The 16209-nt window shown below is 75.9% G+C and carries 17 protein-coding genes; 11 read left to right on the forward strand and 6 right to left on the reverse strand.

What is annotated here, in order from left to right; genetic code table 11:
- Positions 1–128 precede the first annotated feature (128 nt).
- Complete coding sequence (locus ACFWP2_RS12270) at positions 129–980, reverse strand: siderophore-interacting protein (protein ID WP_380450301.1); 852 nt, start codon at positions 978–980, stop codon at positions 129–131.
- Positions 981–1061: 81 nt separating this feature from the next.
- Between ACFWP2_RS12270 and ACFWP2_RS12275 the strand changes: the two genes are divergently transcribed.
- The 4 genes from ACFWP2_RS12275 (at position 1062) to ACFWP2_RS12290 (ending at position 4384) form a co-directional block, all read left to right on the forward strand.
- Positions 1062–1919: a TetR/AcrR family transcriptional regulator gene (locus ACFWP2_RS12275; protein ID WP_380450302.1), complete on the forward strand. Its 858-nt coding sequence runs from the start codon at positions 1062–1064 to the stop codon at positions 1917–1919.
- A 256-nt stretch (positions 1920–2175) separates the two neighbouring features.
- Positions 2176–2700 (forward strand): SigE family RNA polymerase sigma factor, encoded by a 525-nt coding sequence (locus ACFWP2_RS12280; protein WP_380450303.1) that lies wholly within the window; start codon positions 2176–2178, stop codon positions 2698–2700.
- A complete protein-coding gene (locus ACFWP2_RS12285; protein ID WP_380450304.1) occupies positions 2687–3523 on the forward strand; it encodes a hypothetical protein in 837 nt (278 codons plus the stop codon). Before ACFWP2_RS12280 ends, ACFWP2_RS12285 begins: the two co-directional genes overlap by 14 nt.
- Positions 3524–3598: 75 nt before the next feature.
- Positions 3599–4384, forward strand: a complete 786-nt coding sequence (locus ACFWP2_RS12290) for a L,D-transpeptidase family protein (protein WP_380450305.1) — start codon at positions 3599–3601, stop codon at positions 4382–4384.
- Between the two features lie 82 nt (positions 4385–4466).
- On the opposite strand, the gene ACFWP2_RS12295 is transcribed toward ACFWP2_RS12290, so the two are convergent.
- The gene (locus tag ACFWP2_RS12295) at positions 4467–4664 is read right to left on the reverse strand and encodes a hypothetical protein (RefSeq protein WP_380450306.1); all 198 of its coding nucleotides are present in this window, start codon (positions 4662–4664) and stop codon (positions 4467–4469) included.
- A gap of 228 nt (positions 4665–4892) precedes the next feature.
- Here ACFWP2_RS12295 and ACFWP2_RS12300 point away from each other — a divergent pair, with 228 nt between their 5' ends.
- From ACFWP2_RS12300 to ACFWP2_RS12310, 3 genes are read left to right on the forward strand one after another with little or no spacing between them, the layout of a single operon-like run.
- The gene (locus tag ACFWP2_RS12300; protein ID WP_380450307.1) at positions 4893–6221 is read left to right on the forward strand and encodes a D-alanyl-D-alanine carboxypeptidase family protein; all 1329 of its coding nucleotides are present in this window, start codon (positions 4893–4895) and stop codon (positions 6219–6221) included.
- Between the two features lie 17 nt (positions 6222–6238).
- Positions 6239–7024 carry a DUF4239 domain-containing protein gene (locus ACFWP2_RS12305; protein ID WP_380450308.1) on the forward strand — a complete coding sequence of 262 codons (786 nt, stop codon included), beginning with the start codon at positions 6239–6241 and terminating at the stop codon, positions 7022–7024.
- Positions 7025–7045: 21 nt separating this feature from the next.
- The gene (locus ACFWP2_RS12310; RefSeq protein WP_380450309.1) at positions 7046–7456 is read left to right on the forward strand and encodes a PPOX class F420-dependent oxidoreductase; all 411 of its coding nucleotides are present in this window, start codon (positions 7046–7048) and stop codon (positions 7454–7456) included.
- A gap of 8 nt (positions 7457–7464) precedes the next feature.
- On the opposite strand, the gene ACFWP2_RS12315 is transcribed toward ACFWP2_RS12310, so the two are convergent.
- Positions 7465–8244, reverse strand: coding sequence for an MBL fold metallo-hydrolase (locus ACFWP2_RS12315; RefSeq protein WP_380450310.1), 780 nt, complete (start codon positions 8242–8244; stop codon positions 7465–7467).
- A gap of 139 nt (positions 8245–8383) precedes the next feature.
- Here ACFWP2_RS12315 and ACFWP2_RS12320 point away from each other — a divergent pair, with 139 nt between their 5' ends.
- Positions 8384–8785, forward strand: a complete 402-nt coding sequence (locus tag ACFWP2_RS12320) for an NTP pyrophosphohydrolase (RefSeq protein ID WP_380450311.1) — start codon at positions 8384–8386, stop codon at positions 8783–8785.
- Here the strand turns inward: ACFWP2_RS12320 and ACFWP2_RS12325 are convergent.
- Positions 8723–10489, reverse strand: a complete 1767-nt coding sequence (locus ACFWP2_RS12325; RefSeq protein ID WP_380450312.1) for a TROVE domain-containing protein — start codon at positions 10487–10489, stop codon at positions 8723–8725. The two genes, ACFWP2_RS12320 and ACFWP2_RS12325, sit on opposite strands and share 63 nt — an antisense overlap.
- Before the next feature lie 398 nt (positions 10490–10887).
- On the opposite strand from ACFWP2_RS12325, the gene ACFWP2_RS12330 reads away from it, so the two are divergent.
- The 3 genes from ACFWP2_RS12330 to ACFWP2_RS12340 are packed head-to-tail and all read left to right on the forward strand — an operon-like array spanning position 10888 to position 13819.
- A complete protein-coding gene (locus tag ACFWP2_RS12330) occupies positions 10888–11049 on the forward strand; it encodes a hypothetical protein (RefSeq protein WP_360346285.1) in 162 nt (53 codons plus the stop codon).
- On the forward strand, positions 11046–13283 hold the full coding sequence (locus tag ACFWP2_RS12335) for a heavy metal translocating P-type ATPase (RefSeq protein WP_380450313.1): 2238 nt from the start codon (positions 11046–11048) through the stop codon (positions 13281–13283). The genes ACFWP2_RS12330 and ACFWP2_RS12335 overlap by 4 nt, the downstream gene beginning before the upstream one ends.
- Before the next feature lie 41 nt (positions 13284–13324).
- Positions 13325–13819: a copper chaperone PCu(A)C gene (locus ACFWP2_RS12340; protein ID WP_380450314.1), complete on the forward strand. Its 495-nt coding sequence runs from the start codon at positions 13325–13327 to the stop codon at positions 13817–13819.
- A 145-nt stretch (positions 13820–13964) separates the two neighbouring features.
- Here ACFWP2_RS12340 and ACFWP2_RS12345 read toward each other — a convergent pair whose 3' ends face one another.
- On the reverse strand, positions 13965–14972 hold the full coding sequence (locus ACFWP2_RS12345) for an Acg family FMN-binding oxidoreductase (RefSeq protein WP_380450315.1): 1008 nt from the start codon (positions 14970–14972) through the stop codon (positions 13965–13967).
- A gap of 246 nt (positions 14973–15218) precedes the next feature.
- A complete protein-coding gene (locus tag ACFWP2_RS12350; RefSeq protein ID WP_380450316.1) occupies positions 15219–16070 on the reverse strand; it encodes a universal stress protein in 852 nt (283 codons plus the stop codon).
- Between the last annotated feature and the right edge of the window lie 139 nt (positions 16071–16209).

Below are 16209 nucleotides of genomic sequence, written 5' to 3' on the forward strand. Positions count from 1 at the left end.
CCCTGACCGGAATCCGGGCGCCGCACCGCCGCACCGCCGGAAGGGCGTCGGCGGACTCCCTTCCCGCGGCACCGTCCGGCGAAACGGCCGCCGCGGCGACCGCCCGCCCGTCGACCCACCCGCCCCGGTCAGTACCCGGCCAACCGCTCCTGGGCGTCCGCCAGGTCCTCGGCGGTGGGCGCGTCGTCCTGGGTCAGCCGGTGGCGCCAGTAGCCGGTGAAGTCGATGCTCTCCTTCGCCACCCCCTCCTGCTCGACCAGGTACCGGCGGATCGTCCGGACCGCCCCCGCCTCCCCGGCCAGCCAGACGACGGGCGCACCGGCCGGCAGCACGACGCCCCGGAACGCTGCGGCCAGCACGGAGCCCGGGGCCGCGCCGTCGCGGTGCAGCCACTGCACCTCCAGCTCGGCACGGCTCTCCAGCTCCTGACGTTCCGCCCGGTCGGCGACCTCGATCCAGGCGTACGCCCACACCCCCTCGGGCAGCGCCGCGACCAGCGTCGCGATCGCCGGCAGCGCGGTCTCGTCGCCGGCCAGCAGCACCCAGTCGGCGGCCGCCGCGGCCTCGGCGAACGGGACCGGCGGGGCGTACAGGGCGGAGGGACCAACCATCCCGAGCCGGTCCCCCGGCGCGGCGCGCAGCGCCCAGGAGGCGGCCGGCCCGGTGTCACCGTGCAGCACGAAGTCGATCTCGACCAGCCGGGTGCCGGGGCGCCGGCCGCGCAGGGTGAAGCTGCGCATCACCGGGCGCTCGGCCTCGGGGATCGCCAGGTAGGCCCGGTACCAGCCCGTCGGGTCGTCCTGCCGGGCGGGCAGCACCGGCTCGCGCCGGCCGGGGCGGGGGAAGCAGAGCTTGAGCTGCTGGTCGGGGGTGGTGCCGACGGTGTCGGGCAGCTCCTCGGCGGCGAAGGTGATCCGGGCGGTGCGCGGCGTGATCCGGCGGACCTCGACGACCTCGACGAAGGTGACGGGCAATGTCATCGCGAAACCCCTTCGATTGGTAACCTTACGGCATAAAGAGTTGCCGTCGGAGCGATACTTTACGCCATAAGGAGATGCCGGATGACCGTCTACGCCGGGCAGGGCGACGCCCATCGCTCGCTCGCCCTGCTCTGGGGCGCACCCGAGGAACCGCGCACCGGGCGCAGCGGCCCGAAACCGGGCCTGAGCGTGGACGCGATCGTGTCCGCCGGAATCGCGGTCGCCGACGCCGAGGGAATGGCCGCACTGTCGATGCGCGCCGTGGGCGAACGGCTCGGCCGCACCGCGATGGCGCTCTACACCTATGTGCCCGGCAAGGCCGAACTGCTCGACCTGATGCACGACCGGGCGCTCGCCGAACTCACCGCCGAACCCACGGGCGAGTTCACCGCCGAACCCACGGGTGAGTTCACCGGCGAACTCACCGACGAAGTCACCGGCGAACTCGCGACCGGACACCCCCCGGCCGATGACTGGCGGGAAGCCGTCACCGCCTGGGCCGAGGCCCTGTACGCGTGCTACCTGCGCCACCCCTGGGTGCTCCAGGTCTCGCAGGCCCGCCCAGTGCTCGGCCCCGCCGAACTCGCCGCGATGGAAGCCCTGTTGCGCGCGCTGCGGCCGGCCGGGCTGGCTCCGCGGCGGCTGCGCGGGGCGGTCGCCGCACTCTGGCAGTTCGTCCGCGGCCTGGCCGCCACCACCGCCGACGCACGCGGCGCGGCCGCCGCGACCGGCGTCGCCGACGAGGACTGGTGGGCCGCCCGCTCCGCCCGGCTCATGGAGCTGGCGCCCGACTTCGCTGACCGCTTCCCGCTGCTCACCGCCCTGCAGAGCACGGGCGGCGGCGCCCCGGAGGACAGCCACCGGGAGGCCTTCCGCAGCGGCCTCGCCGTGCTGCTCGACGGCATCGCGGCGGAGGGCCTCCGGGCGGATCCACGGTGACACGATCGCCGGACTCCAAGCGTTCCGCGGTACGGACGTCCTCGTCGACGCCGTCACCCGGGGCGGGCCGACACTCGCCCCGGGCCCGGCATCGACGAGGGTCACCCGTCCGCCTCGGAAAAATTCTTCCGCCCGGCGGGCAACCCGCCTCGACACCCATCGCGTTCAGCAGCCGTGAGAACGACACGACGGACACGGCCGACCAGGCCGCGGCAGCTGACGGGAACGGCACGGACACCATGGCGGGAACAGCACGATGAGGGACGCGACACCGAACTTCGAGGAGTTCGTCTCCGCCTGCGGCCCGAAACTGCTGCGCATGGCCTGGTTGCTGACCGGCGACCGGCACCAGGCCGAGGACCTGCTGCAGACGGCACTCGCCAAGGTCTGGCCCAAGTGGGAGCGGATCTCCCTCGACCGGCCCGAGGCGTACCTGCGCAAGGTCCTGGTCAACTGCCACGTCTCCTGGTGGCGCCGCCGCTGGACTGGGGAACTGCCGCACGACGAACTGCCGGACCGGCCGTCGGCGGGCTCGGACCCGTACGAGGACGTAGTGCTCGGGCAGGTCGTCGCCCAGGCCGTCCGGGCGCTGCCGCCGCGCCAGCGGGCCGTGGTCGTGCTGCGCTTCTTCGAGGACCTCAGCGTGGAGGAGACCGCCGAGGTGCTGCGCTGCTCCACCGGCACGGTCAAGAGCCAGACGCACCACGCACTGGCCGCACTGCGCGGCCGGCTGCCGACCCGGGAACTGCTGCTGGACGGAGGACACCGTGACCGGACGTGACCTGCTGGACCCGGACGCCCACGGGCCCGCCGACGGCGACGAGGAACAGGAGCTGCGGTTCCTGCTCCGGCGGGCCGTTCCGGACCTGGACGCCCCGGAGGACCGCATCGACCGGATCCGCGCCCGCGCCGCCCGCACCCGCTCCCGGCGGCGGGCCGCCACCGTCGGCGCCGGGCTGACCGGCGGGCTGGTCGCCGCGGCGCTGGCGGCCGCACCCGCCCTCGCACCGGCCCCGGACCGAGGGCCGGCCACGGGGCCGGTGGGTACGCCGTCCGCCGTGTCCCCGCTCCCACCCGCCCCGCCGGGCGATCCGGGCGCGGTCCTGCCCTCGGGGACGGCCATCCGCTTCCCGGCCCTGCCGGACGTCGTCGTCGACGTGCCCAACGGCTGGCACACCCGCGACGGCGTCACCGGCGACCCCCGGGAGGGCATCGGCTTCCTCGCCACGCACCCGCTCGACGGGAAGTCCTCCTGCCCGGAGGCCGGCCTCTGCGTACCGGTCGGACCGCTCACCGCCGGCGGCGCCTTCGTCGCGCTCCAGCTGATCGACGACCAGGCCCGGATCGACCAGACCCCGACCCCCGCGGGCCCGGGCACCCTCACCGAGGGCACGCCGAAGGCGTTGTGCACGATGTACGGCGGCACCCGGGAGCTCACCGGGCACCGCGTCGTCGTCCGGGACGGCCGTCCCGCGCTGATCGAGCTGACGGCCTGCCTGCGCGAGCCGTCCGACCGGACGCTGCGGCAGGTGCGCCAGGTGCTCGACTCCCTGCGTACCACCGCCGGGGGCGGAAGCACGCCGGCGAAGACCCCGCGCGGCTGATCCGAAGCCCCTCTCCCTCCCCTGGCGTCCCTCCCCGGGCGCCCCCGAAGCTCCTTTCCCGAAGGCTGAACCGCCATGTCCCTACCCCGTCGCGCCCTGGCCGGACTGGCGCTGCTCCTCGTGAGCTGCGCGCCCAACACCGCCACAGGACCCGTACCGCCGGCCGCGGCCGTCCCCGACACCCCCGACACCTCCGGCGCCCCCGCGTCCGTACCGCCCACGCCGCACCCGCCCGCGGCGGTCACGGCCGGCCGACCCGCGCCGCCCGAGCTGCCGCGGCAGCTCCCCGGGGTCGGGCCCGACCTGCTGGCAGCCGTGCCCGCCGGGACGAGGCAGGCACTGGTCGTCACCGGTGACGGCCCCGACGCCTCGACCGGCCGCGCCGTCCTCTACCGCGACGACGGCACCGGCTGGCTCGCCGGCCCGTCCTGGCCCACCCGCAACGCCCTGCGCGGCTGGTCCTCGGACCACCACGAGGGCGATCTGCGCTCGCCGATCGGCGTGTTCGCCCTCGGCGACGCCGGCGGGCGCCTCCCCGACCCGGGCACCCGGCTCCCCTACGACCGCTCCGACGACTTCAGCATCTCCGGCACCGGCTTCGCGGGCGAGCCGCTCGCCGGGGCCTTCGACTACGTGGTGGCCATCGACTACAACCGCGTGCCCGGAACCTCCCCGCTCGACCGGCGCCGCCCGCGCGGCGGGGAGTACGGCGGAGGCATCTGGCTGCACGTCGACCACGGCGGGCCCACCCACGGCTGCATCGGGCTCACCCCCGACCGCATGCGCGAACTGCTCCTCGCCCTCGACCCCGCACTGCACCCGGTCGTGGTGATGGGCGACGCCCGGGCACTGGCCCGCTGAGGGGCCGGGCGCTCCGGGTCCGGACCGTCAGGAACGGCGGCTGCCACGGGGCGTGCCCGCACCTGCGACCGCGGCAGCCGCCCTAGCCGTGCCGGGCCGCGGGGAGCGCCAGCAGGACGCCGACGACCACCAGGGTGGCGTACCCGGCGGTCTCGTGGCCGGCCGGCACCAGGACCCGGACGAAGCCGAACAGCCGGAAGCCCGCGATCCAGGTGGACAGCAGGCCGGAGGCGCCGCCGACGATCAACACCGAACCGAGGTAGCCGAACAGGGTCTTCATGCTCCCGAGCCTAGGAATCCGGCGCTCCGCCCGGCATCCGACTTTCGGCGCGGTCCGGCACCACCAAAGTCGCACTGGCCGCCGGGTCCCCAGGGGCCAAGGGGTCCACGGGGCCCGGACGGCCCCGCACGGCTCCGCACGGCCCCACACGGCTCCGCACGGCTCCGCACGGCTCCGGACGGAGCAGCCGGCCCGGCGGCCCGGCGGCGGCGCGGGTACGTTCGCGGTGTGCTCCTCACCCGCGTGACGCCGAAGTCGTCTTCCGCCACCAGGGCCGCGGCCGGCACCACCGCCTGCGCCCTCCTGATACTCGTCGCCGCCCCGGCCGCCCTCGCCCAGGACTCCGTCCCCGCCGTCGGCGGGGAGCGGCTCGGCCGCCCGGCCGTCCAGGTCGAACCGCTGGCCGGGGCGCCGGCGCTGCCCGCCGAACTGACCGGCCGCTCCTGGCTGGTCGCCGACGCGGCCACCGGCGAGGTGCTCGCCGCCCGCGACGCCCACCTGCCGCTGCCCCCGGCCAGCACCCTCAAGATGCTGTTCGCGGACACCGTGCTCCCCAAGTTCGACCGGGGGGTGGAACACAAGGTCACCACGGCCGAACTCGCCAGTCTCGGCGCCGGCAGCAGCCTGGTCGGCGTCAAGGAGAACCTGGCGTACCGGGTCGAGGACCTCTGGCGGGGCGTCTTCCTCAGCTCCGGCAACGACGCCGTCCACGTCCTCGCCCACATGAACGGCGGCATCCAGCAGACCGTCACCGAGATGCAGGAGCGGGCCCGGGCCCTCCAGGCCCGGGACACCAAGGTGGTCTCGCCCGACGGCTACGACATGGACGGCCAGGTCTCCTCCGCCTACGACCTCACCCTCTTCGCCCGGGCCGGGCTGCGCAACGCCGACTTCCGCTCCTACTGCGCCACCCGCACCGCGCGCTTCCCCGGCGGGCTGGACAAGCTCACCGGCCAGCGCACCAGCTTCGACATCGCCAACACCGACCGGCTGCTCGGCAAGTACCCCGGCCTGATCGGCGTCAAGAACGGCTACACCACCAACGCGGGCGCCACCTTCACCGGCGCCGCCGAGCGCGACGGCCGCACCCTGCTCGTCACGGTGATGCACCCCGAGGCGCAGGGCCGGGTGTACGACGAGGCCGCCAGCCTGCTCGACTGGGGGTTCGCGGCCGCCGGGAAGGTCCAGCCGGTCGGCAGACTGGTCGACGAGCCCGCCGCCCCCTCGCCCTCCGCCGGGGCCGACGCCGAGGCCGCCGACCAGCTCCCGCCCTGGTCCCGCCCGCCGGTGAGCGGTGCCTCCGGCTCCGGCTCCGACACGGGCTTCGACGCCGCCGTCTGGACCGCCGCCGTCCTCGGCACAGCCCTCGCCGCCTGGGCCACCGCCCGCACCGCCGCCCGCCGGCGCGCCGGCGCGCCGGCCGTACCCGTCGGGGCGCCCGCCGGGGGCGGCGCGAGCGCCGTCGGGGGCGCCACCGGCGTCGGCGGCCGGCGCCGCACGGCCGCCCGCCGCGCCCGCGGCCTGCTGCGAACCGCCCGGTCCCGCCTGCCCCGCTGATCAGGCAGGACGTCCCGATGGAACTCTGGCTGCTGAACACCTTCTCCACCGGTCTGCTCGCCGTCCTGGTGGTCGGCTGCTGCGTCCTGCTGACCCTGCTGGGCAGCATCGTCACCACCCGCCGCTACCCGGCGCTCGTGGGCGGCGAGAACAACGACATGGTCGGCGTGGTGCTCGGCATGTTCGGGGCGATCTACGGCATCATCCTGGCCTTCGTCATCGTCAACCTGTGGACCGAGCTCCAGGACACCCAGAAGGTGGTCGCCAGCGAGGCGACCTCCGTCTCCCAGATCGCCCGCGACGCGCAGGCCTTCCCGCCCGACGCCCGGGCGGCCGTGGACGCGGCCATCCACGACTACGTGCACGCCGTGGTCGAGCTGCAGTGGCCGCTGATGCGCTCCGGGAAGGGCGACTACCAGGTGACGGCCGCCAGGGTCGAGGCGGTCTACCAGGCGCTGCGCGGGTACGAGCCGCAGTCGCAGACCGAGCAGGCCTTCTACGCCAAGGCACTCGACAGCCTCAACGACGTGGTCGCCCAGCGCCGCACCCGGATCGACGTCAGCCGGGAGGAACTGCCCGTGCTGCTCCAGGTGCTGATCGTCGGCGGCGCACTGGTCATCCTGCTGCTGACCCTGCTGTACGGCATCCGCAGCCGCCCGGTGCGGCTGCTGTTCGTCGGGTCGGTGTCCGCTCTGATCGGCTTCAGCCTGCTGCTCGTCCTGGTGCTGGACCGGCCGTTCGCCGGGGATCTCAGCGTCTCGTCGGCCCCCTTCAAGGAGAGCGCGCTCGCGCGGTTCTGGTGACCGGCCTCTAGACTTCCGATCATGACCACGCCCGACCCCTCCGCCGCGGACCGGCTCGCCCGGATCGTCCGGCTCTCCTCCGGGAGCTACCTGCTCGTCACCACGTACAAGAAGGACGGCACCCCGGTGCCGACCCCGGTGTGGGTGGTGCGCGACGGGGAGGCGCTCGGGGTCTGGACGGTCGCGGACTCCTGGAAGGTCAAGCGGATCCGCAACCGCGCCGACGTGCTGGTCGGCCCCTGCGACGTCAAGGGCCGCCCGACCGGCGAGCAGTACCCCGCCACCGCCGAGATCCTCGGCCCCGAGCGCACCGCCGCCTACCGCACGCTGCTGCGCCAGAAGTACGGCCTGGTCGGCGTGCTCACCCTGCTCGGCAGCCGGCTGCGCCGCGGCGAGCGCGGGACGGTCGGCATCCGGATCACGCCGGCCTGAGACCACGGCTACGGGTGCGGGCCCGCCAGCGCGCTGGGCAGCCCGACGAACTCCGACTCCGGACCGAACCGCTCCTCCAGCCCGTCCGCCAGGGCGTTCAGCGCGGCCGCTCCGTCGCCGTGGAAGGACGACCCGTGCATCACCGCCAGGGTGCGCGGGCGCAGTCCGGCGAGGGAGCGCAGCGCGCTCGCGGCGGCCGTCAGACAGGAGGTCTGGCGGAACAGCCGCTCGGACTCCAGGGCCGATTCGACCAGGTCCACGTCGGTGACGGCGGGGCCGTCGCCGAGGTGGGTGAAGAGGTCCCCGCAGAACAGGGTGCGGGTCTGCTCCTCGAACAGCACCCGCGCCTCCCATCCGTGCGGCACGTGCGCGGTGTTGATGTTGCGCATCCGTCGGCGCACCTGGCGCCCGCCGAGGTCCAGCACCTCGCCGTCGTCCATCGGCACCGGCGGGCGGTCGGCCAGGTCGTTCAGCGAGACCAGGCAGCCGAGCGTGTTGTGGGCGACCCGCGCGTGCGGGGCCGCGGCGAGGAACTCGTTCATCGCCCCGCACTCGTCCGCCTCGACGTGCCCGAAGGTCACCCACCGCAGCCGCTCCACCGGCAGCACCCGGCCGACCGCCTCGGACACCGCCGGGAACAGCGAGCGCATCCCGGTGTGGAAGATCAGCGGCTCCTCGGCGTCGACCAGGAACTGGTTGAAGGTGAATCCGGCGGGCGGGGCGATCTCCGGGACGAACGTCGAGACCCGGTAGATGCGCTCGGCGATCTCGTCGATGCGTGTCTCCATGGGCCCGTTGCCTACCGGAGCGGCCCGGGAACGCCGTGCAGGCGGCACCGGACATGCCGCCCCCGTCGCCGGTTCGGCCGAGCCGCGCCCGTACCCGGGAGGGCACGGGCCCGCCGGGCGGCGTGGCAGGCTGGCGGCCATGGAACAGAACGAGGCCGTGCCGCTCCCCCTGCTGGTCGTCGACGGCGCGAACGTGGTCGGCTCCGTGCCGGACGGCTGGTGGCGGGACCGTCGGGGCGCCGCCGAGCGGCTGCGGGACGGGCTGGTCGCGGTCGCCGCCCGGGGCGTGCCGGAGCTGCCCGGGCCGCTGGAGGTGGTCCTGGTGGTGGAGGGTGCGGCCCGGGGCGTCGCCGGGCTGCCGCGGGTGCGGGTGGTCGAGGCGGGCGGCAGCGGGGACGACCGGATCGTGGAGCTGGTCCGCTCCGCCCGTACCGAGGATCCGCGGCGGACCTGCCTGGTCGTCACCGCCGACCGTGAACTACGCTCCCGTGTCGGCGAGTTGGGTGCCGGGGTGACCGGGCCCCGCAGTGTCCGGAGCTGACCTCTCCCAGGGGTGGCCACCGTCCCGGCCGCGCTCCAGCAGCGGGATCAGCGCGAAGGACGCGTCGCTGAGCCCGCCGAGGGTGTAGTGGCGCGGGCCGGGTTCTCCGTGGCCGGTGGCGTAGCCGGCCAGGTTCCAGGTGTAGACCGGGATGTCGTCGGGGACGGGCGCGAACGGGTCCGTCCGCGACCAGTGGGCCTGCTCGTCGGTCACCACGACCACCCGGTCGTGCTCCCGGTAGTGCCGGCGGACCGCGCCGGCCGTGTCGGTGCCGCCCAGGTTGCGGAAGAGCCGCAGGGTCCGGAGCACCGACGGCTCCGGTTCGACCACCCGGCTGCCGGTGCCGAACTGGACCAGGTCGGCCCGCTCGGCCCGCAGCGCCAGCGCGGTGCCGAAGACGGCGGCCGTGTCCGCCCGGCTCAGCTGAGTCCGGGCCGACGGCAGGTCGAACATCGAGCCCGAGCGGTCCACCAACACCAGGGTGCGGCCGGGCAGGGCGGGCACCCTGGCCAGCGAGTGGCCGAGGGCGGTCTCCAGGGGCTCGGACCAGCGCGAGGAGCCGGTGGCGCGGTGGGCGGCGAGGAAGCGGAACGGGAACTGCCGGGAGCGCAGGACCTCCTCCGGGTCGGCGATCCGGCGGGCCACCTCCGCCGCCGCCTCGTCGTGGATCCCGGCCTGGTCGAAGTTGCGGAGGTTGCGCACCAGCGCCATCGGGCCCATCGAGGGGATGACGGCCTCCCAGGCGGCGGCGTCCAGCGGTCCCTGCAGCCAGCCCGCCAGGGCCTCCCAGGTCATCCCGGCCTCGGCGAGGCGCCGCGCGCCGCCGGGCTCGGTGACCAGCGCCCGGCGGCCGGCCGGCGGGACGCCGAGCAGCGCGTGGTGGGCGCCCAGCAGGCGCTGCTCGCCGGTCGGCAGGGCCCGGTCCGGGTGGTGGCGGCGGTCCAGGGCGTACCGGAACAGCGCGCCCTGCCAGGGCTTGTCGGGGTCGGGCGCGGGGTGGGTGAGCTCCAGGACGTCGCCGAAGCGGAAGGTGTGCGAGGGCGTGTCGTACTTCAGCAGCGCGCGGCCGCTGTAGAGCCGGCGGACCGCGTCGCCGAGGCCGCGGCGCAGCGGCTGGGGCAGCCGGCGGCCGTACCGGCCGGTCCAGAGATCCAGCAACTCCCCCGGCTCGTCGGGGCGTTGGAGCACCGCCTCGACGGCCTGGCGGGAGTACCCGGCGGCGCCGGCCGCCGCCCGGGCGTGGACGAACTCGACGGCCCCGACCAGGGCGGCCGTGCGGATGCGGAACTCCGTGCGCAGCCAGCGCAGCAGGCCGAGGGTCCACTCGGGGTCGCTGACGGCGAGTTCGCGGATCAGCCGCACGTACCGCCGGTCGCGTTCGACGGCCGACTCGTAGAAGCTCTCCTGGCCGTACAGGTGGGACACGGCGAGGAGGAAGAGCTCGTCCTTCGGCTCCCGGACGTAGCCGGTGCCGCCCTGGTGGTTGGTGACCGCCGTTCCCGGGGCGGCCGCCCCGCGCCGGGTGGCCGCCGCGCCGCGAACCACCGGCGGCGGCGCCGAGCGCAGGTGCGCGACCGCCGGGATCGGCCACAGGCCGTGGGTGGCGAGCGGGAAGGGCCCCCCTCGCCCGGTGAGTCCCGGTAGTTCTCGCTGGATCTCGGCCCTGGTGGCGGCCTTGCTCCGTTGGCGGTTGAACCGGGTCATGCAGAGGTCCCCCTGGTGGGTGGTCGGGCTGGAGCGGGAGGAGACGGGCACGCGGGAGCGGGCGCGGGCCGAGAGCGGCGTGCGCCGGAACGGGCGCCTCCCGGGATCAGAAGTGGCACCGGTGTCACTTGATGGTTTCGGAAAGGAAGTAACCGGGGCCGGGCGCATCGGGAGGCGCCGTCCCGGACGCTACCCGGTCGGGCCACGGCCCGTCATCCGATTATTCGCGCCCGGTTGTTCCCGCCCCGATTCCCCTGTCCCGATCTCCCTGTCCCGATCTCCCCGCCCCGATTCCGGCGCCCGGATTCCGGCGCCCCGATTTCGGACCGTACGGGAACCACCTCGCGGTCGCGTCCGACTGCTGGGAGGTGAGTGCGAAGTCGCCGGGTGTCCGGCCGTTGAGTGTGCTGGCGGGGTTCCTCCTGCTGCTGGTGGTGGTGTTCGTGGTGGCCTACGGGGTGGGCCGGCAGGTGGGCCCGGTGGCGCCCGGGCTGCGACCGAGCAGCGGTGGCGGGGCGTCGCCCGGAATGGGTGGGCACGACATGGGCGGGATGCGGTGAGCGCCGTCGCCGAGCCCGTGGTCGCCACCGATCTGGCGGTCGGCGGGATGACCTGCGCCGCCTGCGTGGGCCGGGTGGAGAAGCGGCTGGCCCGGCTCGACGGGGTGACGGCCGGGGTGAACCTGGCGACCGGGCGGGCCCGGGTGCTGCACCCGGCCGGGATTCCGGTCGCGGAGCTGGTGGCGGCGGTCGAACGGGCGGGCTACACCGCCGAGCCGCTGCCCGCGGGGGCTCCGGTCATGGCGGCGGCCGAGGAGCCGGACGAGCGGTGGCGGCTGCTGGTCACCGCCCTGCTGGCCGTCCCGGTGCTGGTGCTGTCAATGGTGCCGTCGGCGCAGTTCACCGCCTGGCAGTGGGTCTGCTTCGCACTCGCCGTCCCGGTGGTGACCTGGGGGTCGGCCGGTTTCCACCGCCGGGCCCTGCGGGGCCTGCGGCACGCGGCGGCGACCATGGACACCCTGGTCAGCCTGGGTGTGGTGGCCTCCTTCGGCTGGTCCGCGTACGCGCTGTTCCTCGGCGGGGCCGGCGATCCGGACATGCGGATGCCGTTCTCGCTGACCGCCGACGGCGGCGGCACCGCGCACGTGTACCTGGAGGCGGCGGTCGGCGTGCCGCTGTTCGTGCTGGCCGGGCGGCTGCTGGAGGGCCGGGTGCGCCGGCGCAGCGGGTCCGCGCTGCGGGCGCTGGCCGAGCTGGGCGCCAAGCAGGTGTGCCTGCGCGAGGCGGACGGCGAGGAGCGCCTGGTGCCGATCGAACTGCTGCTGCCCGGGCAGGAGTTCGTGGTGCGGCCGGGTGAGCGGGTGGCCACCGACGGGGTGGTGCTCGAAGGGGGTTCGGCGCTCGACCTGAGTCTACTGACCGGGGAGAGCGTGCCGGTCGAGGTCGGCCCCGGGGACCCGGTGGCGGGCGCGACGGTCAACGTGGGCGGCGCCCTGGTGGTCCGGGCCACCGCCGTCGGCGCGGACACCCAACTGGCCCGGATCACCGCACTGGTGGCGCAGGCCCAGGCCGGCAAGGCGCGGGCGCAGCGGCTCGCCGACGCGGTGGCCGGGGTGTTCGTGCCCTGCGTGCTGGCGATCGCCGCCAGCGTGCTGGGCTTCTGGCTGGGCGCCGGCGCGGCCCCGCAGGCGGCGGTGACGGCGGCGGTCGCGGTGCTGGTGGTGGCCTGCCCGTGCGCGCTCGGCCTGGCCACGCCGACGGCGCTGCTGGCGGCGACCGGGCGCGGCGCCGAGCTGGGCGTGCTGGTGCGCGGCCCGGAGGTGCTGGAGAGCCTGCGCCGGGTGGACACGGTGGTGATGGACAAGACCGGGACGCTGACCACCGGCCGGATGGAGCTGGCGGCCGTCACCACCGCCGACGGCCTCCCCGAGGACGAGGCCCTGCGGTGGGCGGGCGCGGTCGAGCACCGCTCCGAGCACCCGATCGGCCGGGCCGTCGCGGCGGCGGCACGGGAGCGCTGCGGGCCGCCGCCGGCCGTGGCGGGCTTCACGGCCACCACCGGGCTCGGGGTGTCCGGGACGGTCGAGGGCCGGGCCGTGCGGGTGGTACGGCCGGACGACACCGTCCTGCCGCCGGCCCTGGCCGAGGCGGCCGCGCGGGCCGGCGAGGCGGGCCGCACGGCCGTCGCCGTCGAGCTGGACGGGCGGCCGGCGGCCGTCCTGGAGGTCGGCGACACGCTGCGCCCCGGCAGCTGGCGAGCGCTCCACCGGCTGCGCGGGCTGGGCCTGGAGACCGTGCTGCTGACCGGGGACGGCCCCGGCGCCGCCCGGGCGGTGGCGGCCGAGCTGGGCATCGAGCGGGTGCACGCCTCGGCCTCCCCCGAGCGCAAGGCCGAGGTGGTGGCCGAACTGCGGGCCGCCGGACGGACGGTGGCGGTGGTCGGCGACGGCGTCAACGACGCGGTGGCCCTGGCCTCGGCGGACCTCGGGGTGGCGCTGGCCTCCGGCAGTGACGCCGCGATCGGCGCGGCCGGGCTGACCCTGGTGCGCGGCGACATCGAAGCGGTGGTGGACGCCGTACGGCTGGCACGGCAGACCCTCGCGACCATCCGGGCCAACCTGCTCTGGGCCTTCGGCTACAACCTGGTGCTGATCCCGTTGGCGGCGGTCGGACTGCTCAACCCGATGCTGGCGGCGGTCGCGATGTCGCTCAGCTCGCTGCTCGTGGTGGGCAACAGCCTGCGGCTGCGCACCTGGGAGCCGGGGCGGGCGCAGCGCCGGGGAGGACGGCGATGACGGGCCCGAAGGGGAGGCCGGCGGCGAAGGACTCGAAGGTAATGGCGACGGTGAAGGCGTCCGAGCGTCTCAGGGTGGCCGGCCCGCCGGTCGGCGCTGCGGTACTGGCCCTGGTCCTGCTCACCGGGTGGACGGCGGTCGGCGGGGCCGGCCGCGCCCGCCCGGTGGAGGCCGGGCCGGGCTGGGTGCTGCTGCCGGCGGCGGGAGCGGCCTCCGCCACGGCGGCCTTCTTCACGGTCCGCAACCCGGGCGACGTTCCCGACGAACTGACCGGCACCAGTTGGGAGTTCGGCGGCCGGATCACCCCGAAGCGGCACCTGCACCAGGGGGCGGCGGGCCGCTGGGAGCCGGCACCGTCGCTGCCCGTCCCGGGCCGCGGCGAACTGCGGATGACCCCGGAGGACTCCGACCTGATGATCACCGACCCGCCGCCGCTGCGGGCCGGCCAGCGGGTGGAGTTCACCCTCACCTTCCGGCACAGCCCACCGCTGCGGCTCACCGCCCAGGTGCTGCCCGCGGCCGAACGGCCGCGCTGAACGGCCGCCTTGAACGGCTGCGCTGAACGCCCGCCTTGAACAGCCGCCTTGTGCGGCCACACCGAACTGCCTCGCCGAACGGCGTCAGGGCGTGTGCCGCGGGGGTCGTCCTCCGACTCCCGCGGCACACGCCCTGATCCTCCGCTCAGGCAGTCCCCTCCCCGAGCGTCTCCTCGGTGGTCCGGCGCGGGGTGGCCGCGCCGGGCGGGCCGTAGCCGGCCCGCAGCACCAGCTGGACGTGGCCCGGCCCGGTGGCCGGGTCGCGCAGCGCCCAGCGGGTGTCCGGCCACTCGATCGCCTGGTGCCAGACGGTGAGCCGGACGCCGTGCAGCGTGGCCAGCAGCCAGACCCGCTCCAGCGCCTGCCCGGTGCGCAGCCAGTCCAGCGGGCCGTCGCCGGGGGTGGTCAGGGTCCACAGCTGGGGCAGCGCCTCGAACCGCTGGGAGGGCTGCCCGGGCGCCTCCGGCGGGCGGCCGGCGAACTCGCGCATCGGCACCCGGGCGTCGTGGTCCTGCGGGCCGAGCGCGGCCTGCGGGATGCCGTCCTCGGCGGTGCCGTCGTCGCTCCGCAGCCAGGTGCGGGACTCCTCGGTGCGGGCCGGGTCGGCGGCGTTGCGGCGCTCGGCCTCGGCGGTGAGCGCCTGCACCCGCCGTACGCCGTCCTCCTCCAGTGCGGCGAGCGCGACGCCCTCCTCGCGGGCGGCGGCCATCAGCTCGCCGATCACCGCCTCGGGCACGTCGCGCTGGGTGAAGGGCTCGCGGCTGGAGTGCCGGGCGGCGATCGCCGGGTAGAGGTCACGGCCGAAGGGCGCCTCCTCGGCGGCCGGCCGGGAGAGGTCGAGCACGGCGAGCAGGCCGGGATCGGCGATGTCGGGCAGCAGCCGCACCAGCGGCTCCCGGTCCAGCCGCCCGGCCGCCACCCGCAGGTTGAGGACGGCCGCGCCGACCGCGATGTGCACCGCGGCGCCGACCGGGTCGGCCAGCGGGACGGAGCGCCCGGTGTCGGCGTGCACGGCGAGCCCGCGCCCGTCCGGGGTCGGCGCGAAGCGCCAGGGCTGGCTGTTGTGCAGCGACGGCGCCGCTCCGCCGGCGGCGGCGAGCAGGCGCAGGTCGGCCGCGCTGAGCATCTGGGTGAGAGCCGGGTCGAGCGTCATGGCGATCCACTCCTTCAACCGCGAGGCTTCGGCTTCGACCGCGGGGTTCGGCCGCACGGGCCCGCCGGTCCCGCTGTCCACGGTCCCGCTGTTCAGGGGGCCCGCTGTTTCACAGGTCCCCCTGAACAGGGTCCCGCTGTTTACGAGCGTGCGCGCCCCGCGTGGCCGAGGACAGGGCCCTTGGGCCCGTCCTCGGGCCCGTCCGGTGGATCGGGACGGGGGCGGATCCACCGGACGGGCCGTCCGTCACCCGTGCGGGACGACCGCGACGGGAGCCTCGGCGTGGTGCAGGACGGCGTGCGCGATCCGGCCGAGCCGGGGCCCGAACTCGATCGGGCGCCGTCCCCGGCCGACCACGACCAGCGCGGCGCCGGCGGAGGCCTCGACCAGGGCGCGGGCGGCACCGAGCTGCACGTCCTCGACCACGTCGACGTCCGGGTGCTGCTCGCGCGGGCCGGCCAGGGCGAGCGAGAGCAGCTTGGCCTCCAGCGCCTCCAGCTGGGCGAGCTCGGCCGCCGGGACGGCCCCGCCCGCGTAGCCGAACACCGGCGGCAGCTCCCAGCCGTGCACCGCGCGCACTCGGGCGCCGCGCAGGGCCGCCTCGCGGAAGGCGAAGTCGAGCACCTCGGTCTCCGGGTTGTGGACGTCGACGCCGACCACCACCTCGCCCTCGCCGGCCTCGCCCTCCTCGCGCACCACGACCAGCGGCACGGTGCTGTGCCCGGCCGCCGACATGCTGACCGAGCCCAGCAGCAGGCCGGTGAACCCGCCGCGGCCGCGCGAGCCGAGCACCAGCAGGTCCGCCTCCGATGCGGCGGCCACCAGACCGTCCACCGGCGCGTCCAGGACGGCGTCGGTCTCCACGGCCAGGTCGGGGTGCAGGGCGCGGATGTCCTCGGCGGCCTCGGCCAGGGTGCGGCGGACGGCCTGCGGCAGGTCGTCCGCCTCGGCGAAGGAGGACACACCGTCGGTCAGCCACGGCCACGCGTGCACCAGGCGCAGCGAGGCGCCCCGGCGCACCGCCTCGTCGGCGGCCCAGTGGGCGGCCGCGGTGCTCTGCGGCGATCCGTCGACCCCGGCCAGCACGGTTGACGTCATGAGTGTTCCTCCACACTGTCGACACATCGTCGACGCTCGGCGGTTCGGTGCGGGCCGCGGTGCGCTCTGACGCCCCGTCCGCTCCTCCCCCACCCTGGCAGCTCCGCGCCTTCCGGCGGCAGGGGCCCCAGGGCCCTGG

The sequence above is a fragment of the Kitasatospora sp. NPDC058444 genome (assembly GCF_042721415.1).
Taxonomy (GTDB): domain Bacteria; phylum Actinomycetota; class Actinomycetes; order Streptomycetales; family Streptomycetaceae; genus Kitasatospora.